Source organism: Methylomonas fluvii, from assembly GCF_014850975.1.
In the GTDB taxonomy this organism is placed as follows: domain Bacteria; phylum Pseudomonadota; class Gammaproteobacteria; order Methylococcales; family Methylomonadaceae; genus Methylomonas; species Methylomonas fluvii.
In genome coordinates, this window is the sequence record NZ_JACXST010000002.1 from 1,717,265 (window position 1) to 1,734,116 (window position 16,852).

The following is a 16,852-nucleotide window of genomic DNA, read 5'->3' on the forward strand; positions in this document are numbered from 1 at the left end:
AGCGCCTTTCCATGGAAGCGATCATCCTCGCAGGCATTCAGGGGGCTGGAAAAAGCACGTTTTCTCGGGATCGTTATTGGGATACGCATATTCGGATCAACTACGACATGCTGAGGACCCGGCATAGGGAAAAATTGCTGATCGAAGCCTGTTTAGAAGCCAAACAATCGTTTGTAGTCGACGCAACCAATCCATTGATGGCGGATCGCGAGCGTTACATAGCAAAAGCCAAAGCTGCGAGATTCAAAGTAGTCGGCATCGAATTTCAAATTTCCACCGCTATCGCGATTAGCCGAAACGCAAGTCGAGTGGGTAAAAAACGAGTTCCGGAAAAGGCCATCTACGCAACTGCCGCCAAGTTTCAATCACTGTCATTCGATGAGGGGTTTGATGAAATCTGGCTCGTGACGGTGACGTCTGACGGATTAAAGATTGAGGAAAAGCGACATGCACTTTGATGATCTGGACACCAGGATGCGGGTATTTGAGACCAATCATGACCACTGCGTGCTCCCCGGATTATATATCGTGGCTCGGCTCGATGGCCGAAGCTTCACAGGTCTTACCCGCAACAAGCATCCTTTTGAAGCGCCTTATGACACCCGCTTCCGTGATCTGATGCTGGAAACTACCCGACATCTTATGGGCTGTGGGTTCCGGGCTATTTATGGTTACACCCAGAGTGATGAAATATCGATTTTGTTTCATCCCGATGAGGACAGCTTTTCGCGCAAGGAGCGCAAGTTCATATCGATACTGTCTGGTGAGGCTAGCGCCAAGTTTTCTTTGGGGCTTGGTGATATGGCGGCTTTCGATGCCAGATTGTCGTTATTGCCCACCGTTAACCGGGTAGTCGACTATTTTCGTTGGCGCATGGAGGATGCGGCACGCAATTGCTTGAATGGGCATTGCTACTGGACTTTACGCAAGCAGGGCCAAACTGCCGAGAACGCAACACTGGCATTAAAGGGTTTGAGTAGTCCTCAAAAACATGACCTGCTTTTTGCGGCGGGTACCAACTTTAACGATCTCCCTGCCTGGCAAAAGCGAGGTTGTGGGGTCTATTGGCAGCAAATTGAAAAAAAAGGCTTTGATCCACATGCCAATTCAGAAACGACAACCTTTCGCCGAAACCTGAAGGCTGATTTTGAGTTGCCGTTTCACGATGCCTATGGAGATTTTGTTCGGGCATTTATTGAAGTCCAGCTGGCATGAACGGCAATGCATGTAATTGAAACAGATTATTAAATTTAATGGAAGTCCAGCGGTAATGGTCTGATCACCAAACTTCGTCATGAGGTTTATTAGGAACAAATATGCCAATAAAGAAAGTAATGACAGAAAATCACGTGCCAGTCAAAATTTGGACTGATGATGTGGATGATCGCTCAATGGAACAATTGGGCAACATCGCAAAGTTGCCATTTATTCACCACCATATAGCAGCCATGCCGGATGTCCATTTGGGGCTTGGTGCAACAATCGGATCAGTCATCGCCACCCATAAAGCCATTATCCCGGCCGCAGTAGGCGTCGATATTGGTTGCGGCATGGTTGCCGCCAGGCTGTCGATTACCGCGAACGACCTGGATGAAAAGTCACTGAAAAAAGTTTTCGATCAGATTACCCGCGATGTGCCAGTGGGTCGTGCACAACATGCGGACAATCGTGTGCTGGTCGATGCCGTACAACCCTTTGAACCTAGTTTAAAACGTCTTACCGACCGTCACCCGGAGCTTCTAAAATCATTTGGCAAGTTTTCCAAATGGATGAACCAGATGGGGTCACTCGGTGGTGGCAATCATTTCATCGAGGTCTGTCTCGACGAAGCCGACCAAGTGTGGGTGATGCTGCACTCCGGCAGTCGGGGTATTGGTAATGCCATTGCCGATCATTTCATAAAACTGGCCCGCAAGGATATGGAACGCTGGATGATCAATTTGCCCGACCGGGATTTGGCCTATTTCCCGGAAGGTACCGAGCATTTTGACGATTACGTCGAGGCTGTGCATTGGGCGCAGGAATATGCGATGCAAAATCGGCAGTGTATGTTGGATTTGGTGCTGTCGGCGTTGGCGCGCCATTTACCGGCTTTCGAAGTGACCACTGAAGCGGTCAATTGCCACCATAACTATGTAGCCCATGAACATCATTATGGTGCCAATGTCTGGGTCACTCGAAAAGGTGCGATTCGAGCCAGAGAAGGCGATTTGGGCATTGTGCCTGGCAGCATGGGGGCTAAGTCCTATATTGTCCGCGGAAAAGGCAATCCAGAAAGCTTTAACTCCAGTGCACACGGTGCTGGCCGTAAAATGAGCCGGACGGCTGCCGAGAAAGCTTTCACTGAGACTGATCTGGCTAATCAAACGGTTGGCGTCATTTGTCGTAAAGACAAAGGTGTTATCGATGAAATCCCTGGCGCTTATAAAGACATCGACCAGGTCATGGCCAACCAAAACGATTTGACAGAGATCTTGCATACCCTAAAACAAGTTGTCTGTGTTAAGGGATAAAACGAATAAAGTCAGCACTAAGTAACGGCAGGCAAGCTGGCTAGAGTTACAACCAAGGATCGTGCCCAACCGCCGCAGGAGTATGTCTCCCCAGAAACCAGAGCAATGTTTAGCTGCTGATGATGGGGAGACGTGGGTTTTATATCATTTAACGAAGTCGCATCAATGCCGCCTCATGGTTACCGATGGCGAATCCATTACTCAACTTCGTTGATACATAGGGTTGCCTTGGGTACCGATGAATACTCGGCACTAATACCTTTTCACAACAAGCCATGTTCAGCGAATGAATACACGGTTTCGCCGACGATGAAGTGATCAAGTACGCGAACGTCAATCAAGGCCAAGGCTTCTTTAAGTTTTGCTGTAATCACGCGATCGGCCTGACTGGGATCGCTGATCCCCGACGGGTGGTTATGCGCCATGATCAGAGCCGCGGCATTGTAGTGCATGGAGGCCTTGACCACTTCGCGCGGATACACGCTAGCGCCATCAATCGTCCCCCGGAATAATTCATCGCACGCGATGACGCGATGTTGATTGTCCAAGAACAGACACACAAATACTTCGTGCTCATACGGCGCCAATTTCAACTTGATACAGTCCTTCGCCTTGTCCGGACTGGTCAAGTCTTCGCCTCGACTGAAAGTGCGGTTGTAGATCTGTATGGCCTCCAAGATGACATCCTGTTCATCGGCCATACGGTAACGATTATTGGTTCCTCGAATGTATAACATGGGTTTTCTCCGGTAATCTTAAAATTTGGAGAAAGCCGTCCCCTTCCGGGGTGGACTTTCTCCGGAAGGGTTGTCAAAAATGTGCAAAGCCTCGCCAGCGATGTCTACCGACGTTGACCGTCGGCAGAACACATTTCGCTAAAGAGGCTTAAGCTGACGCCATGACTGCGTCAGGTGTTTTGGAATGATGCTTGTTACGTGGTCGTTGGCCAGAAAACCAGCCAAAAGCCACGGGCTAAGACAGCCGCGGCCATCGCCCCGAGATAGGGTTTCGACTACATTTCCGCAACGGTGACGACAACGCCATCATTGCCGAGCACGATTTGAAAGGTCCTGGAAAACAGCGCCGGACAACTGCCAAATTTCGGCAGCAGTCGTTGCAATGCGTCCGCAGGCTTATCAGCCGTATTGGCCACCACAAAGTTATGAAAATCCCATTCATCAGCTTCCTTGGCGGATTCCATGAACGTATCCCATTCGTCGTAGTAAGACGATGCCTGACAAACCACCAACCCGGATGATTCCCGACTGGGTACTATGAAGCAGTCCTGATCCTCGTCATAGAAGGCATCCTTCTCGATGTCGACAGACTCGCCATTCAGGGTTAACCGGTATTTTTCACAAAATACCGCCTGACCACTCACCCATTGCCCTTCAAAAAATGCACGATGCGTTTCGTTGACGATGTCCAGGGTGATGGCCGGTCCGTTCAAATCGACCAGGTACGAAAATAGCCAATGCCTGGCATCCAACCCCGGCCGAAACACCCAATAATCCCTGTGCCAAGCGAACATCCAGCGTAGCGCACCGACCTCATCGAGATCATCCAAGTCGGCAACTTTAACGAGGCCGTTTTCCACATCGCTTCGACTGACCGGTTGTGAAACCGTTGCCAAATTGACGCTGCTGCAACCTTCCCTGATCGGATAGTCCTGAATGATCGCCAATACCTGTTGGGGCAAGACCGGCACGTCATTCAGTAAATCCAGGCAGCGGTACGTTTTCAGGGTGTTGTAGCCCTGTACAAACGCCACCGCCGACAGCTGGTTCTTGATCACTTCCAGGCGCTGCCTGGCTTCCCGTTGCAGAACGTGTTTAACCTCGGCAATCACCTGCGCTTCATCGATCAACTTATCCCGGTCCGGCAGACGCGCGAAAAAGTGGCTGGAATCCAAGTGGATGACATGGCCGGGATCTCGTTCGTGATGACTGTGATAGACCGGCAAACCTTGCAGATACAGATGAAAATACTCCGATTGCTGCAACCAGTCTTCGCCCTGGGATAAGCCATACAAATACAGCTCACCCAGTTCGGTCTCGATGAACGGTAATGTTGAATTGACCGCTCGCGGCCGATCCAGGCTGGCACCGTTAAAGCGCACGTCAATCGGAAATCCCCGTGCCAAACGACGCAACTGGGATTCAATCCGATCCGCTTCCGGTTTGAACTGGGTCAGCGTCAAACGCGTGATGCCTTTCCAGTCAACTGGCTCGATCGCAATCGGTTGGAAAGCCAATAGCTCAGCCGTATCCACCGAAAATCGACCGCCTTTGCTGTCGACGCTGATGGCCTCGCAGGCAAAAATGGCCGACAAAAATCCCAGTCCAAACGGATGTTCCCGTTCGATGACGTCAACATCCCAGCCGGACTCGGCTAAGGTCAGTAACGTTTTCAAACAGGCAATGCCGCAGCCATCGTCACACACCGTCAAGGTTCGAGTGTCTTGCGAATACTCGAAGCTGACGAAGGTGGCGCCGGCGCGGCGGGCATTCTGCATCAGTTCGCCCAGTACCGTGGTGGACTGGGTAAAGCTGAAGCGTAAGTTGTTAATCAATTTTTCGGGGTTTACCGATAATTGTGTGGCTTTCATGTGAGTTCCTCGAATAAAAAAGCCCCGAGGACACGACACAGTCCAACCCCGACGGGGAGAACGGATCATCTCCCCGAGGCGGGTAGTACTGGCTAGCCCAGTGGTTAAGTTAAAGACCTGTATAACACCGGATTACGATGCCAAAGCCAGGTCGGTAGCCGATGGTATGCAACCCGTCCATTCCAGCAAGCTGGATTGTTCGTTTTCCAATACTGCATCGGGATCAATACCCCGGCTGGCAAGTACCGTGCTCATCGCCTGGGTTAACAGGCGATGGCCTTTTTCCCGTTCCGACTCGCCGCCGTGCTTGATCGCCCAAAAGGGATCGAAATGGACATGCCGGCTACTGCGTGGACACTGCTTGTTCACTTCGGTGTGAAACGCCCGATCTAAGTTCTCTGCCTGTTCGAACTGCTGCCAGAAACCTTGTCCGGCTTGGCTTTCCACCGGCGGTAACCAGCGGCGCTGGCGACCGACCCAACGGTTCATCCGATCGATCAGGGTTTTACTTTTCGGAAAAAAGTGAATGGTGCCGACGCCCGGATAATAGCGAACGTCAAAATAACTGCCACCGATCCGTTTTCCAACCCGAAGCGCGTGAAAATGCTGCCGAAACACCGACACCAAACTCACTTCCGCTTCGGTCTTACCATCGAGCAAGGCAAACACCTTGTCGAAGTCGGCTAGTAGCCGTTCTGACTCCCAGTTCAGGCTATTGTGATAGGACTCGACTTTGTGCCCTGGCAGAACGAAACGCGTGGTCTTGATCCGCATGCCCAAGGTGCGATGTTTATCATTGGATTTCCAGCCCATGTAAAACACCGCGTTATCGCTATAATAGCGGGTGATCAGATCGAACACATCGCACACCATGCTCAGTTGAATTTCACCTTGCTGATCGATGATGCCTTGCAAAAAGCCGTAGATATTCGGCACGGTAAATTCCAAGGACTTCACCGTTTCGAAATCCGACTCCAAGCGTTTCTGCGCCGCCGATGACAAGCGTGATGTGACCTGCGTCGAGCGTAAAATGCTGGCCCAGGCCCGATTCTTCAGATCGTGATAGCGTTTAAACAGCGTCCGCTTCACCGCATCCGAAGACGAGTCGTCGTCGCTGCCGGTACCGCCACCGCTCAGTTCGCCGAGGGTTTTGCCCAGCATGGTCCGATAACGGCTGGCTCGGGCTTCACTGACCACGGCCTGTCGCGCTGCTTCGACAGCGGCATTGAACATCAACACCGCGTTATCGATGAAGGCATTCGGCAAGGCCAACTCATGGGGCAGTTGAAACTCGCCCTCCACATCGTCGGCCTCCCGGCGATCCTGGCGCAAATCGTCCAGAATACTGCCGAGGATGTCCTGTTCGAACGTCGAAGTTTTTTTCAACCAGACCAGGGCCACATCGACCGGCGTTTTGCGTTCGGCTTCCTCGCCGGCGAACATTTCTTGCAGAAACTCGACCTCGCCATGCTGCTCAATTAAACGCAATAACAGCTGGCGTTCTTTCGAAAACGGATTGCGCACGGTTTCGGCATTGAGAATGGCGACGATTTCACCGTCAAACAAAATCTCCCAAGCCTTCAACACATGTTTGGCGCCTTCGGCAAACGGGGGATTCATGATGATGTGAGAATAGACACTGCCGCTTTGAAACTGCAGAAAATCCATCCCCACCACCGCAAAGCCTTCATCGCGCAGAACCGCGTGTTTGCGGATATCAATTTCAATGCAATCGATCGGCAAACGTTTACCGTACTGGTATGGTCCTGGACGCAGCAAATGTCCTTCGCCTGCTGAAGGCTCTAATACCCGAACGAATTGCTGGTTCTTGAACATCGCCCAAGCTTTACGACTCAGTGCTTCTGGCGTGGGGTAGTATTGATAAGGGTCTGTCATGGTATTCTCCAAAAAAGCCCCTGACGACCGATTTATCCCTGGCGGTATAGAATCATCCCGCAGGGGTACAGTGAAAAACTCGGCTTAACCGAGTGTCAAAAATGAAAACGGCGTATCAGATCAACGCGAACCGCTTACCTTGAATGAAGTCCTGATACTGCCGGGCTTCGGTTTTTGCTTTGAATCGGGCATGCACGCTGCCGTCGATCCAGATTTCCCAGGGCAAGCGTTTGAGCTCACCTCTCACCAGTTCTACCTGACCAACCTGAAAATCATCGTGTTGGTAAAGCACTTGGCGCGGGCTGTCGATACGGACGATGCATTGATCTAGCAAGGCCGGACCACCGATGTCACCCGGTTCGATCAACAGAGGCACTTTGATCGTGCCAGTTGAACGGCCGATCCATCCGATGACATCGTGTTCATTGAGCCACGATTGACCGGTAGCTGGATCGCCGTAATACAGCCGGATTTTGCGTCGGCTGTACCGTAACTGTTCCAGCAACTCGACCACCGGTTCCGGTGTGTCGGCGTGGTAACAGGTGCCGGATGGCAAGCGCTGATACTGGATGCAATGACCCGTGCTGAACGTGTGTTCAAAGACTAGATTCATGATGTTGTCCTCAATTAAAACGGAAACATCACGATTCCCCAGCGGGAATAGGACATTCCCGTGTGGGTTGATAAAAATGAGCGCCGAAGCGAATGACTTGGCTAACTCAGGCTTTTACAAATTGTGCGCATAAAAATTTCAGCGCGCAGTTTTCAGGATTGGATTTCCAATACAGGTTTTCCCAAGGCTTGTAGCGCCAGAGGAATCAATTGATCCATATCACTCCAGTCGATACTGCCGCCGTTGGTTTCGCCTTGTTGATAGGCTTCAACCAATCCCCGACAAACCCGCATGGCCGCTTGCTCTTTCTTCAACTGCCGTACCGAATGATCCGGTTCCGGCAACTGTGCAACGGCAACGCATTCCCAGACTAAGCTTTCATCTTCCGATTCATGATATTCATCGGACAATAACGGCATGGCGGCTGTGTCATCCCAAATCGTGGCTTCATTGAATGCCTGTTCGGCAATCTGTTGTGCCGCATCGGGACTATCCGCAGTGATACCCACCGACACGCGGTGCACATAGTCGATTTCGTAGGAGACTACGAAGAGCCGATTCACACCCTCCGCCTCCGTCGTGACATTGGCTGAGGCGGGTTCGTCGACTGGCAATTCGGTTTCCGCCAATTCACCCTCGATCAATGCGCTTTCATAAGGCTCGATTTCCTTGTTGCAATCAGGGCAACGATCGTTACAGCCGCAATCCCATTCATCTTCCCATTCAGTCTGGCAGTATGGGCAGCGGTATTGATTCAGATAGCGAACCGTGCTGTTCTCAAGTGGGGTTGCGCCAACGCAGGGTTGGTTGATTGTTTTCATGGTCATGTCCTCCAAAAAACGCAGGAACGACCACCCGGCACGATGGTGTTCCTGCAGGTAAAGAACGCTGATTAATGCCGTATAGAGGCTCGCACAGCGGGGTTGAATTTGCGTAAAATTCGGTATATGGTGGCTAAAACTCACTAAAAAGCAGAGAAATAGCCATGTTTGACGATATTTTGCGCATTTTTGATTTCCTAAGTCCTAAGCGGACAGAGGAGCCGTATCCAAGTCGAAAACCGATGGCGATTCCGGTCGACGAACCATTGAAAGTCGTTCGACATTGCCAACAAATTTTCCAAAAATTGGATGTTTTAGAAGCCGACGTGCTCAAGCGGGTTGATAATCCAGAGCAAGCCTGGCCGTTTCTAAACAAGATTCGACAAATTCGCCGGGAAACCCAGAACGATTTGTTGTCGCTATTGCCCGAAGGCAGCTGGGTGTTTGTTGATGAATCGAATCAACACGAGATTCCCGTTCGCCGTATCAATACGGCAACCGGAACCACGTTACAGGTATTCAATGGCGGGCTTGCTGATTAATCGGTAACGCGTTGGCGTTACCTTTCAACGCTTCCCGCAATTGAAAGACCTGTTGAGCGGTTTTGGTGGTTTTGTCATTCACCAAGCCTGAGTCGCCCACTTTTTTAGACCGCCGACGGGGTTTAGCCTCTGTTTCCGCCGAAGCAATCGTCGGTTTGATTTTCAACAGCTCCCGCTCCAATTTGGCGATTTCAATATCCGCCTCGTAGAGTTTGATTGTTTTCTGTTTGGCTTGATATTGAACATCCAATCGCTCCAGTTCGCGATTTGTTTCACGATTGCGACTATGAATTTCCTGACGCACCGAATCCGATATCGTCAACCAATCCATCTCATGACGGATGCTGGGCATGATGACCGGTAGCCGGTGTCGTGCCAAACGCTGCGCACGATAGCGGTGAAACGTTTGAAACGCTTGTTTCAATGCGCTCAGCAGTTGCAAGGCCGTTGCCCAAATCACCCGCAAGGCGAGGATGAACATAGCCAGTAGGATGATGCCGAAAATAAAGTTCATTGAAGTTCTCCTTTAAAAATTTAAGAAAACCCTTCGAATGAACAGCACCCGACCGGGCGATGGTCGCCCGAAGCGGGTTTTGATTTGCAGTATTTAGAACCACTGCGATTTACATCGGGCTTAACGCACCCGACACGATCACGGTTTAACGTGCTCGCCGCCTAAAGACGGAACGCCGACCAAAGTCGGATTCAGCATTCTTTGAAAAGAACGCATGAAATGTCTGTTTGTCGAATGGGCTCCAGTAAGTGAGTGCATTCGACAAACTGCGGTTGCAATCAGCTACCCATAGCCACAATCGCCAGGTTAATACCTAAGGATTGGGCTACGGATAATTGACTGGCCGAGACTTAGGCTGCCAACAACAACGATTTCGAGAGTTCGAACAATTGTGCTCTCAGCTCTGATAGATCGTTAATGGTGATGGCAATCGGGAATAGATGACTGACATCCAATCCCAAGCCTACGCCGACCGTTTCAATACCGCTATCACGGCAACGCTGTAACAGTTCCAGCGTGCTCAACGTGTCATTGGGTTGACCATCGGTCATCACCATCAATACTTTGCGTGGTTCCCGGCAACGCAGTAGTGACGCCGCACCAAACCAAATCGCTTCGGTCATCGGCGTACTGCCGGTGGCTGCCAGCGAGAAGGCACCGGTGCGGACATTCACCCGTTGACCATGCTCCAGCAACTGGAACACCGAATCATCCTGATGCCCGGGAAACGCAGTGACGCCAGGATTAACCCCCGGAATACCTTCAAAGGCCAACGCCAGCGCCAAAGTGGCTTCCAACGCAATCGGCATTCGCGATCCAATCGGTTGCCCTTGGCTATCAGTCACCTGATAACCCATGCTTTCGGATTTATCCAGTAACAGATGAATCGCCGTATTGGGTGCTGCTTTGACCTGCTTACGCTGAAATACCTTGGTTTCACCGAGCGGCAGGCGGTGTAAGCGCTTGCCATCCATCCGCCGACCACGACAGGCGTGTTGCGAGCGGTTGAGAGTTTGCGATTGCACCAAGCCTTGCAAAGCGGCGCGGATTTTTCCTGATTCGCTTTGCACCTTGCGCAGCAAAAACGCACCGGCCCGATCATCCATAGGCGGCTCGTTGCCGCTCGGCATCAACAGTTCCGATACGTTTTCTGCGGCCAACGATAACGATGATTTCAGGGATTCGAACAGATCCTGGTCAATGTCACTGTCGCCAGCCGATAAGAGGGTTTGCAAGACGCCTACAGGATCGGCAATCACCGTGCTCTCTTCGTCATCACCTTGCGGGTCGGATGAAGAATTTTCTGCCTGCGCACTGGGTTCATCGTCAGGGTTTTCCGGATTGGAATCATGGTTACCACCGGATTCTGAAGACTGTTCGTCGTCATTATCGGCAGGTAAACGTTGATCGTGTTCCATATCATCCTCGGAATCCGAGCCGTTCGAACCGTCCGAATCTGCTGATACAGCGGCCTGATCGGTATCATCCGGTTCAGGCGGTGTGTCGTCATCTTCCGATGGCTGTGCCTGCTGACGCTGCCGTTGTTGCTCGAGCTCCTGCTCAATCATGGTCAGGATGCGATCAGTCAACTGCAGGCAATCACTTTCCGATTGCAAACCCAGCGGCACTTCGGATAGCAAGCCTTTCAGGCGCGTTACCGCACCTTTCGGAAACTTCGCTTTCAGTACCGCTTCGGTTTGCTCGACCAATGGCAATAACGCCGCTTGACCCAACACCCTGGCTCGCAGGCTCTTCAAGACAAAGCTGTACAGAATATTGGCCGGATGATCATCGATACGGCTGGCGACAAAGTCGCCTTTGGCAATCATCTTTTCAATCACTGTGCGTATCGTTAGCCTAGTACCCGGAAAGTCCTTGGCCAGTTCGTGCTCGATGCGGACATCTTCAATTGCATTGCATAAGCGTCGACGTAATACCGAACTGCCATAACGCAGCGTAAAATCCGAATAGCGAATATGCGCCGATTCATGTGCCAACAACCCCCAGGCGAAATCCTGATAATCCGGATCGTCACCCTCATAGGCCGGCAGTTGAATCGATCGACCATCGGTATAGGCTTGATTGCCACCGACACTGACTTTAATGCCAAAGCGATTGCCAATAGCGGCCGCAACAATGGGGAATGCGTTGTGTAAGGTTCTATTTTTCATGGTGTGCTCCAAAAGTCAGGGCAAACCATGACCCCAGCGGGACATGAATTTGCCCCAGTGGGTGATTGGTTAAATGGCGTCAGATCAGAACCAGTAATCCTGGTCAGACTCGTCCGCCTCGTCATCGTCTCCCGCAGTCACCGTTTCCGGTGTTGCTGAATGTTCAGACGGTTTGGATTCATCGGTATAGTTACTGGCTTTTAGATCGGTCTGACTTTTATCCAGCAAGACCTCAAGCGCCCTGTCATCGGTCGCCAATTCCGCTTCAAGTTCATCGTCGAAGATGCCATCAAACAGATCGGTAAAATCAGGACTGTCTGCAACGCTTTCAGCGATGACGGGTGTTGGTTCGGTTGCGACTATTGTTGCTGTTGGTACCGTTGGTGACTCTAACTCCGTTTGTTCGACGATTTCATCAACGTCTGTCTCTTCAACAACGGGTGTTTGATTAACCAACAATCCTTCACCGTGCCGACGGGTTTTATCCGGATCGGACAACAGCATGGCTGTCGCCAGAATCTCCTGCAAAATGCTGCCTTCAATGGCGCCTTTGTTGGGAATTCTTGCCAACAGATCGTCAATGGTGCTGACGACCGGTGCCACCCGATAGTCCAGAAAGCCCAACCCATCGAGCTTGTCCCGCATGCGGCGAATCGGCCGTAACGCATTACGTGTCACTTGCTCCTTACCCAGCAAAGATTGCTCGATGAGTTGATTGGCTTCTACGGAAATTTCGTAGAACATCTGCTCACTGAGCGAGCCGATTTTGCTGTCCAGTCGTGCAACATCCGCCGGTGGCAAGCTCTCGGGTAATCCGACACTGACCACCAGAAAATCAAACGACAACCGCGTGGAGACAAACTCCACCGAATCCACTGCTTGCTCGATGATGCCGGCAAATTCCGGATGGCGAACCACCCAGTCCGTCACCGCTGCATCGTAACCGGCAATAAACTCGGTTTTAGCCGCAGCAAAATCCAGTGCTATTCGCTCCAGCTCTGCGGTAATACCGGCAGCAAACTCAACGGGCACGACAAAGCCACCCAGAAAGCGGGTACCGACGCGCAAACAAATGCGTTCGGCTTCCTTCTTCAGACGGTTGAACACCGTCAGCTTGTCCGGATCGAGCAAACGTTTAGACCCTAAACTGGCTAAATCCTCTGGCGGCAATTTGCTACCATCGGCCAGCACCAAGTCTTCTTTTTTCAGTTTCTTGCGGGCGCCATAAATATTGGCATCCACTTTTACCAAGACCACACGGTCTAAGATGATTTGCGTTTCATGGGACATGGGAACCTCCTAAAGAACAGAGGCACACCCATCCCGCTGGGGCCGATGTGCCCCTTTCGGGTTAAATGAAAATTACAATACGTTTAAAACCAACAGTCGTCCGTGTCGGACATGGCCGCTGCCAGATTTAATCGAGGTTTGAGCAGGCCTAAAACTTCTGCGGTTTCACGAATGCTGTCCAGATCGGTGCCAAAAAATGCCAGCACGTCCTGTTCAACTTTCAGATCGACCGAGAGGTCTCGGGCGGTTTCGGTGGCAATATCAATCTCGACGCCTTTAAAGCCTTTTGCTTTCAACGCCAGTAAAAACAGCCAAGGCAAAACGCCATGTACTGATTTGATCTGACCACTGAGTTCAAAGGTTTCGGCATTGAGGGTGGCATCAATGAATTGTTGCCAGCCATTCCATTCCTGTTCAGGCGTAGCATGACCATCCGACACGTTTTGAATAACGCCGATCAGTCGCCTGACCTCGATACCCAATTCCACACGGATAGACTGTTTTGCATGGCAATCAACGGTCCAATACAGTGCTTCGACAGGCGGTGCTGGCACAGACACGGGATTTGCATCAGGTTCAGGCAATTGTGATGGTGTTGCCGAAGTCTTACCCGGAAACACCACATTGCCGTTCACATCAATATCCACTGCGCCGACCAACACATAGCCCTTGGCCTGTTTTTGCTTTTCGATGTCGAATTGCCGAACACCGCTACGGTTACTGACACCTGGTAAACAGGATGCCGTTTTGCCCCAACGTGTCGAAATTGATCCATCCGAATTACTCCTGACTGCCCAGTCTTTGGAACTGCCGTCACTGTTACGATGACGATATAAATTCCAGGCGGCCATGGTTAAACCGTCCAGTCATCGCCAAACACATCCTTGGCGATGCGATGAATCGCTTCGCGCTCGGCGGGTTCGGCCCGAAAGGTCAAAGCCCGATCCAGGGAATAGGCCAAGGCATTGGGCGCGCTTTTAAACGTGGCGACCAACGATGCCCAGCGCACTAAACCGCGCGTGGATAAAGTCACCGATAACATGCCACCGCCATCCGCACCGCCGATGAAAACTTTGCGAATCTGATTGGCGACTTTGATCATGCTTTCGCGTACCGTTTCCGGCATGCTTGGCACTACATCGGCCAACAGCTTCATTTCGTCTTCAGGTTCGGGGTAACCAACTTCCATCAGCCTAAAACGATCTAGAAAAGCCAGGTTCTGACGTAATACACCTTGATACAATCCCGACTGATCGCCGCTGCCAGCACTATTGCCGGTGGCGACCAAACGAAACTTCGGATGCGGGACAATCACGTCGCCGGTTTGCGGAATTGTTAGAGGTTTCCCTTCAACAATTTCATTCAAGCCGATTAACTCGGCCGGATCAATGGCATCGATTTCGTTAATCAACAATACATGGCCCAGGCGGACTGCCAGGGTCAACGGACCGTCGATCCACTTCATCGCGCCGCCGTCGACCAGCATGTACTGGCCGAGCAGATCATTAAGTTCCAATCGACCGTGACCGGTGACCGAATGCACGCCCCAATGGAGACGCGCCGCAACTTGTTCCAACAACGAGGTTTTACCGGAACCGGTGGGGCCGGTCAGGTATAAACCGTCGCCATTGTGTGCACCCAAAAATGCCAACACATCACGCAAATGATCCTTGCGAAACACATAGGGTTTTTGCGCCGGTACATAGGCGTTTTGTCCTGGTTTGAAACCTTCCACTTTCATGGAAGCAGGTGCTGAAATGCCGAAGGTGTCGGCGATGGAATAGGATTGATACATGGTAAGCTCCTCGAGGACTAGCCTCAAATGACAAGGGGCGCACCAGCCCCGCGGGGTGATGAGCCCCAACGGGTGTTAAAACCCTGGCAAACCAGGGTAGATAAAGAAATTATCGTAACTGCATGACGCAGTACATCGCCCATTCGGCGCGGGCCAACAGCTCCCGATCCATCAAGCGCAGGATGCGCTGAATGTCGCTTCTCAAACCAGGATCCGAGATTTGACGGTGCAGATCCAGCAGCAACCGCTTTTTGGCCTGGATATCGTCGCTATGCGCAACGTTCAACCAGCCGTGCAACGTTTTCCAAAAGTCGTGATTCATAATGACCTCCTTCAATGATTAAAAGGGGTCACCGAGTCCCGTGAGGGTGATGAACCCCAACGGGACAAACTAAACACACCAGGCTTTACGCACCTGGCACACGAGGCAAAGGCTCATGCCGCTTAATAACGGAACGCCGGTCGAAACCGGATTCGGGATTCCATGAAGGGAATACCTGAACGATGCGGGTTTTGGGTTGGACTTTTTAAAGCTCAGCCTAAAACCGACATGCCTAAACTGAAGGATTCCATGAGGTGTCCGGCGTCAACTATCTTGGCCGGTCGTCAATCAATGAACATCCCGTAACCACCGGGGTTACAGGATGTCTTGAAACGAACCCTCAAAACCAAAAGTCCACACCCGCCAGGTCTTTCAATGCTTGGGCATCGAACGGGACTTCGGCGTGTTTACCGTCGTCATCCCGGCAGGTCACGCGAACTCGCGTGGCAGAAGGTTTACGATAGAGTTCGAGTGCCGCAGCCTGAACATCCGGTTGCAAGGCTTGCAGTGCTGCCTTGTAATCGATGGGACCCTGGCTTTGAAACCGGCTGATCCGCAACCCGGAATGCTCTGCGGCCACGTAATCAGCCATTAGCAACACCAGCGTGTTTTCAATGGCCGCCTGATTAGCCTCCAAGGTGGTTAGCTCCGCTTTCAAATCCGCGATTTTCACGGCTCGATTGCGATAACTCGCCGCCAGTTGTTGCCATTGCTGCTCCGCATGACCTTTGGGTAAATACAAATCACGTTCGGGATCCTTAGGTGGCTCCTTTTTCGATTTGACCGCCGACCAGAAATCCATCGCGGACTCGACCAGCTGGGTGAGAAAAATCTCATCGCGCTGAATTTCAAACTCGATGTCCTGGCCTTGGTGGTAGAAAAACAAAAAGCCGCGTTGCGCTTCGGACACCAGCAGTTGCTGTTGCACCTGGCACCAATACAGTTGATAGGCCTCGGACGCTTCCCGATTCAACAGCACATCCAGAAACGTGGTCTCGTGCGGACATTTGATTTCCACGGGCTCATTCGTGTCGGACAAGCCGTCGAACGAAGCCCGCATCAAGGGGTACTGTTCCGACTCGCCGCACAGTGGCAACAACATCAACTCGTATTTATCCTCGAAGCGTTGCAAAGCCTCGGGTTCTTGCTGGATACCGGCGCGGATCAACGGGTTGTTGTCCAGGCTGGCTTCCAGCACCAGGCCGATCTTTTCTGCCCACAACCTCCAGGGTGTTTTGTACGGCGAGCGGTTCATGACGATGGCCGCTTCACTGGCACTGACGCCTTGTGAACGCCAGCGCCGCCATGCGGTGGACCGTTGCGAAACGTCGACGACGTTCATTGCCAGGCATCCGGCAACTGAATGTGGCAGCCTAACCGCAATGAAGGCACGCCGCGTTGGGTTAAATGCTGTTCACAGCGCTTGGCCCAATGGAAATCGGCAAATAGCAACAACACGGCATCCGCAGTTGGCAATACCAAGCCGCCAAAACTTTCCACCAAATGGTGTAATTCCGCTTTGGAGAGTTTGTCGACCTCTGCCACGGCTACACCCGGTTTAAAACTGCGTTCTAAAAAGCCGCGCCCATGTCGGCGAATCACCGTGGGTGAGTCGTAACGCCGCCAGTCGGTATGACACGGCAGACGATTTAACGATTGATCGATTGCATTCATGATCTCTCCTTAACTAAAACTCAGAACATCATGAATCCCCACACGGGCGAGTCATGACGCCCTGAAGGGGTGGTAGTTGAATGTGATGGATAC

Annotated in this window: 17 protein-coding genes; 4 read left to right on the top strand and 13 right to left on the bottom strand. The window is 51.7% G+C overall.

Annotated features, from left to right (window positions below; genetic code table 11):
* Nucleotides 1–11 precede the first annotated feature (11 nt).
* The 3 genes from EBB_RS17375 (at nt 12) to EBB_RS17385 (ending at nt 2,513) form a co-directional block, all read left to right on the top strand.
* Nucleotides 12–458 (top strand): AAA family ATPase, encoded by a 447-nt coding sequence (locus tag EBB_RS17375; RefSeq protein ID WP_192394951.1) that lies wholly within the window; start codon nt 12–14, stop codon nt 456–458.
* Nucleotides 448–1,215 (top strand): tRNA(His) guanylyltransferase Thg1 family protein, encoded by a 768-nt coding sequence (locus EBB_RS17380; RefSeq protein WP_192394952.1) that lies wholly within the window; start codon nt 448–450, stop codon nt 1,213–1,215. The genes EBB_RS17375 and EBB_RS17380 overlap by 11 nt, the downstream gene beginning before the upstream one ends.
* Nucleotides 1,216–1,334: 119 nt before the next feature.
* Complete coding sequence (locus EBB_RS17385; RefSeq protein WP_306790016.1) at nt 1,335–2,513, top strand: RtcB family protein; 1,179 nt, start codon at nt 1,335–1,337, stop codon at nt 2,511–2,513.
* 263 nt (nt 2,514–2,776) lie between these two features.
* On the opposite strand, the gene radC is transcribed toward EBB_RS17385, so the two are convergent.
* From radC to EBB_RS17410, 5 genes are all read right to left on the bottom strand, one after another.
* Nucleotides 2,777–3,250 carry a RadC family protein gene (gene radC, locus EBB_RS17390; RefSeq protein WP_192394954.1) on the bottom strand — a complete coding sequence of 158 codons (474 nt, stop codon included), beginning with the start codon at nt 3,248–3,250 and terminating at the stop codon, nt 2,777–2,779.
* 275 nt (nt 3,251–3,525) lie between these two features.
* Nucleotides 3,526–5,121: an ATP-binding protein gene (locus EBB_RS17395; protein WP_192394955.1), complete on the bottom strand. Its 1,596-nt coding sequence runs from the start codon at nt 5,119–5,121 to the stop codon at nt 3,526–3,528.
* A 132-nt stretch (nt 5,122–5,253) separates the two neighbouring features.
* Nucleotides 5,254–7,017, bottom strand: a complete 1,764-nt coding sequence (locus tag EBB_RS17400; protein ID WP_192394956.1) for a DUF4942 domain-containing protein — start codon at nt 7,015–7,017, stop codon at nt 5,254–5,256.
* Between the two features lie 115 nt (nt 7,018–7,132).
* Nucleotides 7,133–7,630, bottom strand: coding sequence for a hypothetical protein (locus tag EBB_RS17405; RefSeq protein WP_192394957.1), 498 nt, complete (start codon nt 7,628–7,630; stop codon nt 7,133–7,135).
* 152 nt (nt 7,631–7,782) lie between these two features.
* Nucleotides 7,783–8,451, bottom strand: a complete 669-nt coding sequence (locus tag EBB_RS17410) for a hypothetical protein (RefSeq protein WP_192394958.1) — start codon at nt 8,449–8,451, stop codon at nt 7,783–7,785.
* Between the two features lie 164 nt (nt 8,452–8,615).
* Between EBB_RS17410 and EBB_RS17415 the strand changes: the two genes are divergently transcribed.
* Nucleotides 8,616–8,993 carry a hypothetical protein gene (locus EBB_RS17415; protein WP_192394959.1) on the top strand — a complete coding sequence of 126 codons (378 nt, stop codon included), beginning with the start codon at nt 8,616–8,618 and terminating at the stop codon, nt 8,991–8,993.
* On the opposite strand, the gene EBB_RS17420 is transcribed toward EBB_RS17415, so the two are convergent.
* The 8 genes from EBB_RS17420 to EBB_RS17455 form a co-directional block, all read right to left on the bottom strand.
* Nucleotides 8,971–9,507, bottom strand: a complete 537-nt coding sequence (locus tag EBB_RS17420) for a hypothetical protein (protein ID WP_192394960.1) — start codon at nt 9,505–9,507, stop codon at nt 8,971–8,973. The two genes, EBB_RS17415 and EBB_RS17420, sit on opposite strands and share 23 nt — an antisense overlap.
* 350 nt (nt 9,508–9,857) lie before the next feature.
* On the bottom strand, nt 9,858–11,678 hold the full coding sequence (locus EBB_RS17425; RefSeq protein ID WP_192394961.1) for a VWA domain-containing protein: 1,821 nt from the start codon (nt 11,676–11,678) through the stop codon (nt 9,858–9,860).
* Nucleotides 11,679–11,762: 84 nt separating this feature from the next.
* The gene (locus tag EBB_RS17430) at nt 11,763–12,968 is read right to left on the bottom strand and encodes a DUF3150 domain-containing protein (protein ID WP_192394962.1); all 1,206 of its coding nucleotides are present in this window, start codon (nt 12,966–12,968) and stop codon (nt 11,763–11,765) included.
* An 83-nt stretch (nt 12,969–13,051) separates the two neighbouring features.
* The gene (locus EBB_RS17435) at nt 13,052–13,819 is read right to left on the bottom strand and encodes a hypothetical protein (protein WP_192394963.1); all 768 of its coding nucleotides are present in this window, start codon (nt 13,817–13,819) and stop codon (nt 13,052–13,054) included.
* A gap of 2 nt (nt 13,820–13,821) precedes the next feature.
* Entirely contained in the window at nt 13,822–14,763 is a 942-nt protein-coding gene (locus EBB_RS17440) for an AAA family ATPase (protein ID WP_192394964.1), read from the bottom strand.
* 109 nt (nt 14,764–14,872) lie between these two features.
* The gene (locus tag EBB_RS17445; protein ID WP_192394965.1) at nt 14,873–15,085 is read right to left on the bottom strand and encodes a hypothetical protein; all 213 of its coding nucleotides are present in this window, start codon (nt 15,083–15,085) and stop codon (nt 14,873–14,875) included.
* Nucleotides 15,086–15,425: 340 nt separating this feature from the next.
* On the bottom strand, nt 15,426–16,427 hold the full coding sequence (locus EBB_RS17450; protein ID WP_192394966.1) for a YqaJ viral recombinase family nuclease: 1,002 nt from the start codon (nt 16,425–16,427) through the stop codon (nt 15,426–15,428).
* Nucleotides 16,424–16,759: a hypothetical protein gene (locus EBB_RS17455; RefSeq protein WP_192394967.1), complete on the bottom strand. Its 336-nt coding sequence runs from the start codon at nt 16,757–16,759 to the stop codon at nt 16,424–16,426. Before EBB_RS17455 ends, EBB_RS17450 begins: the two co-directional genes overlap by 4 nt.
* Nucleotides 16,760–16,852 lie beyond the last annotated feature (93 nt).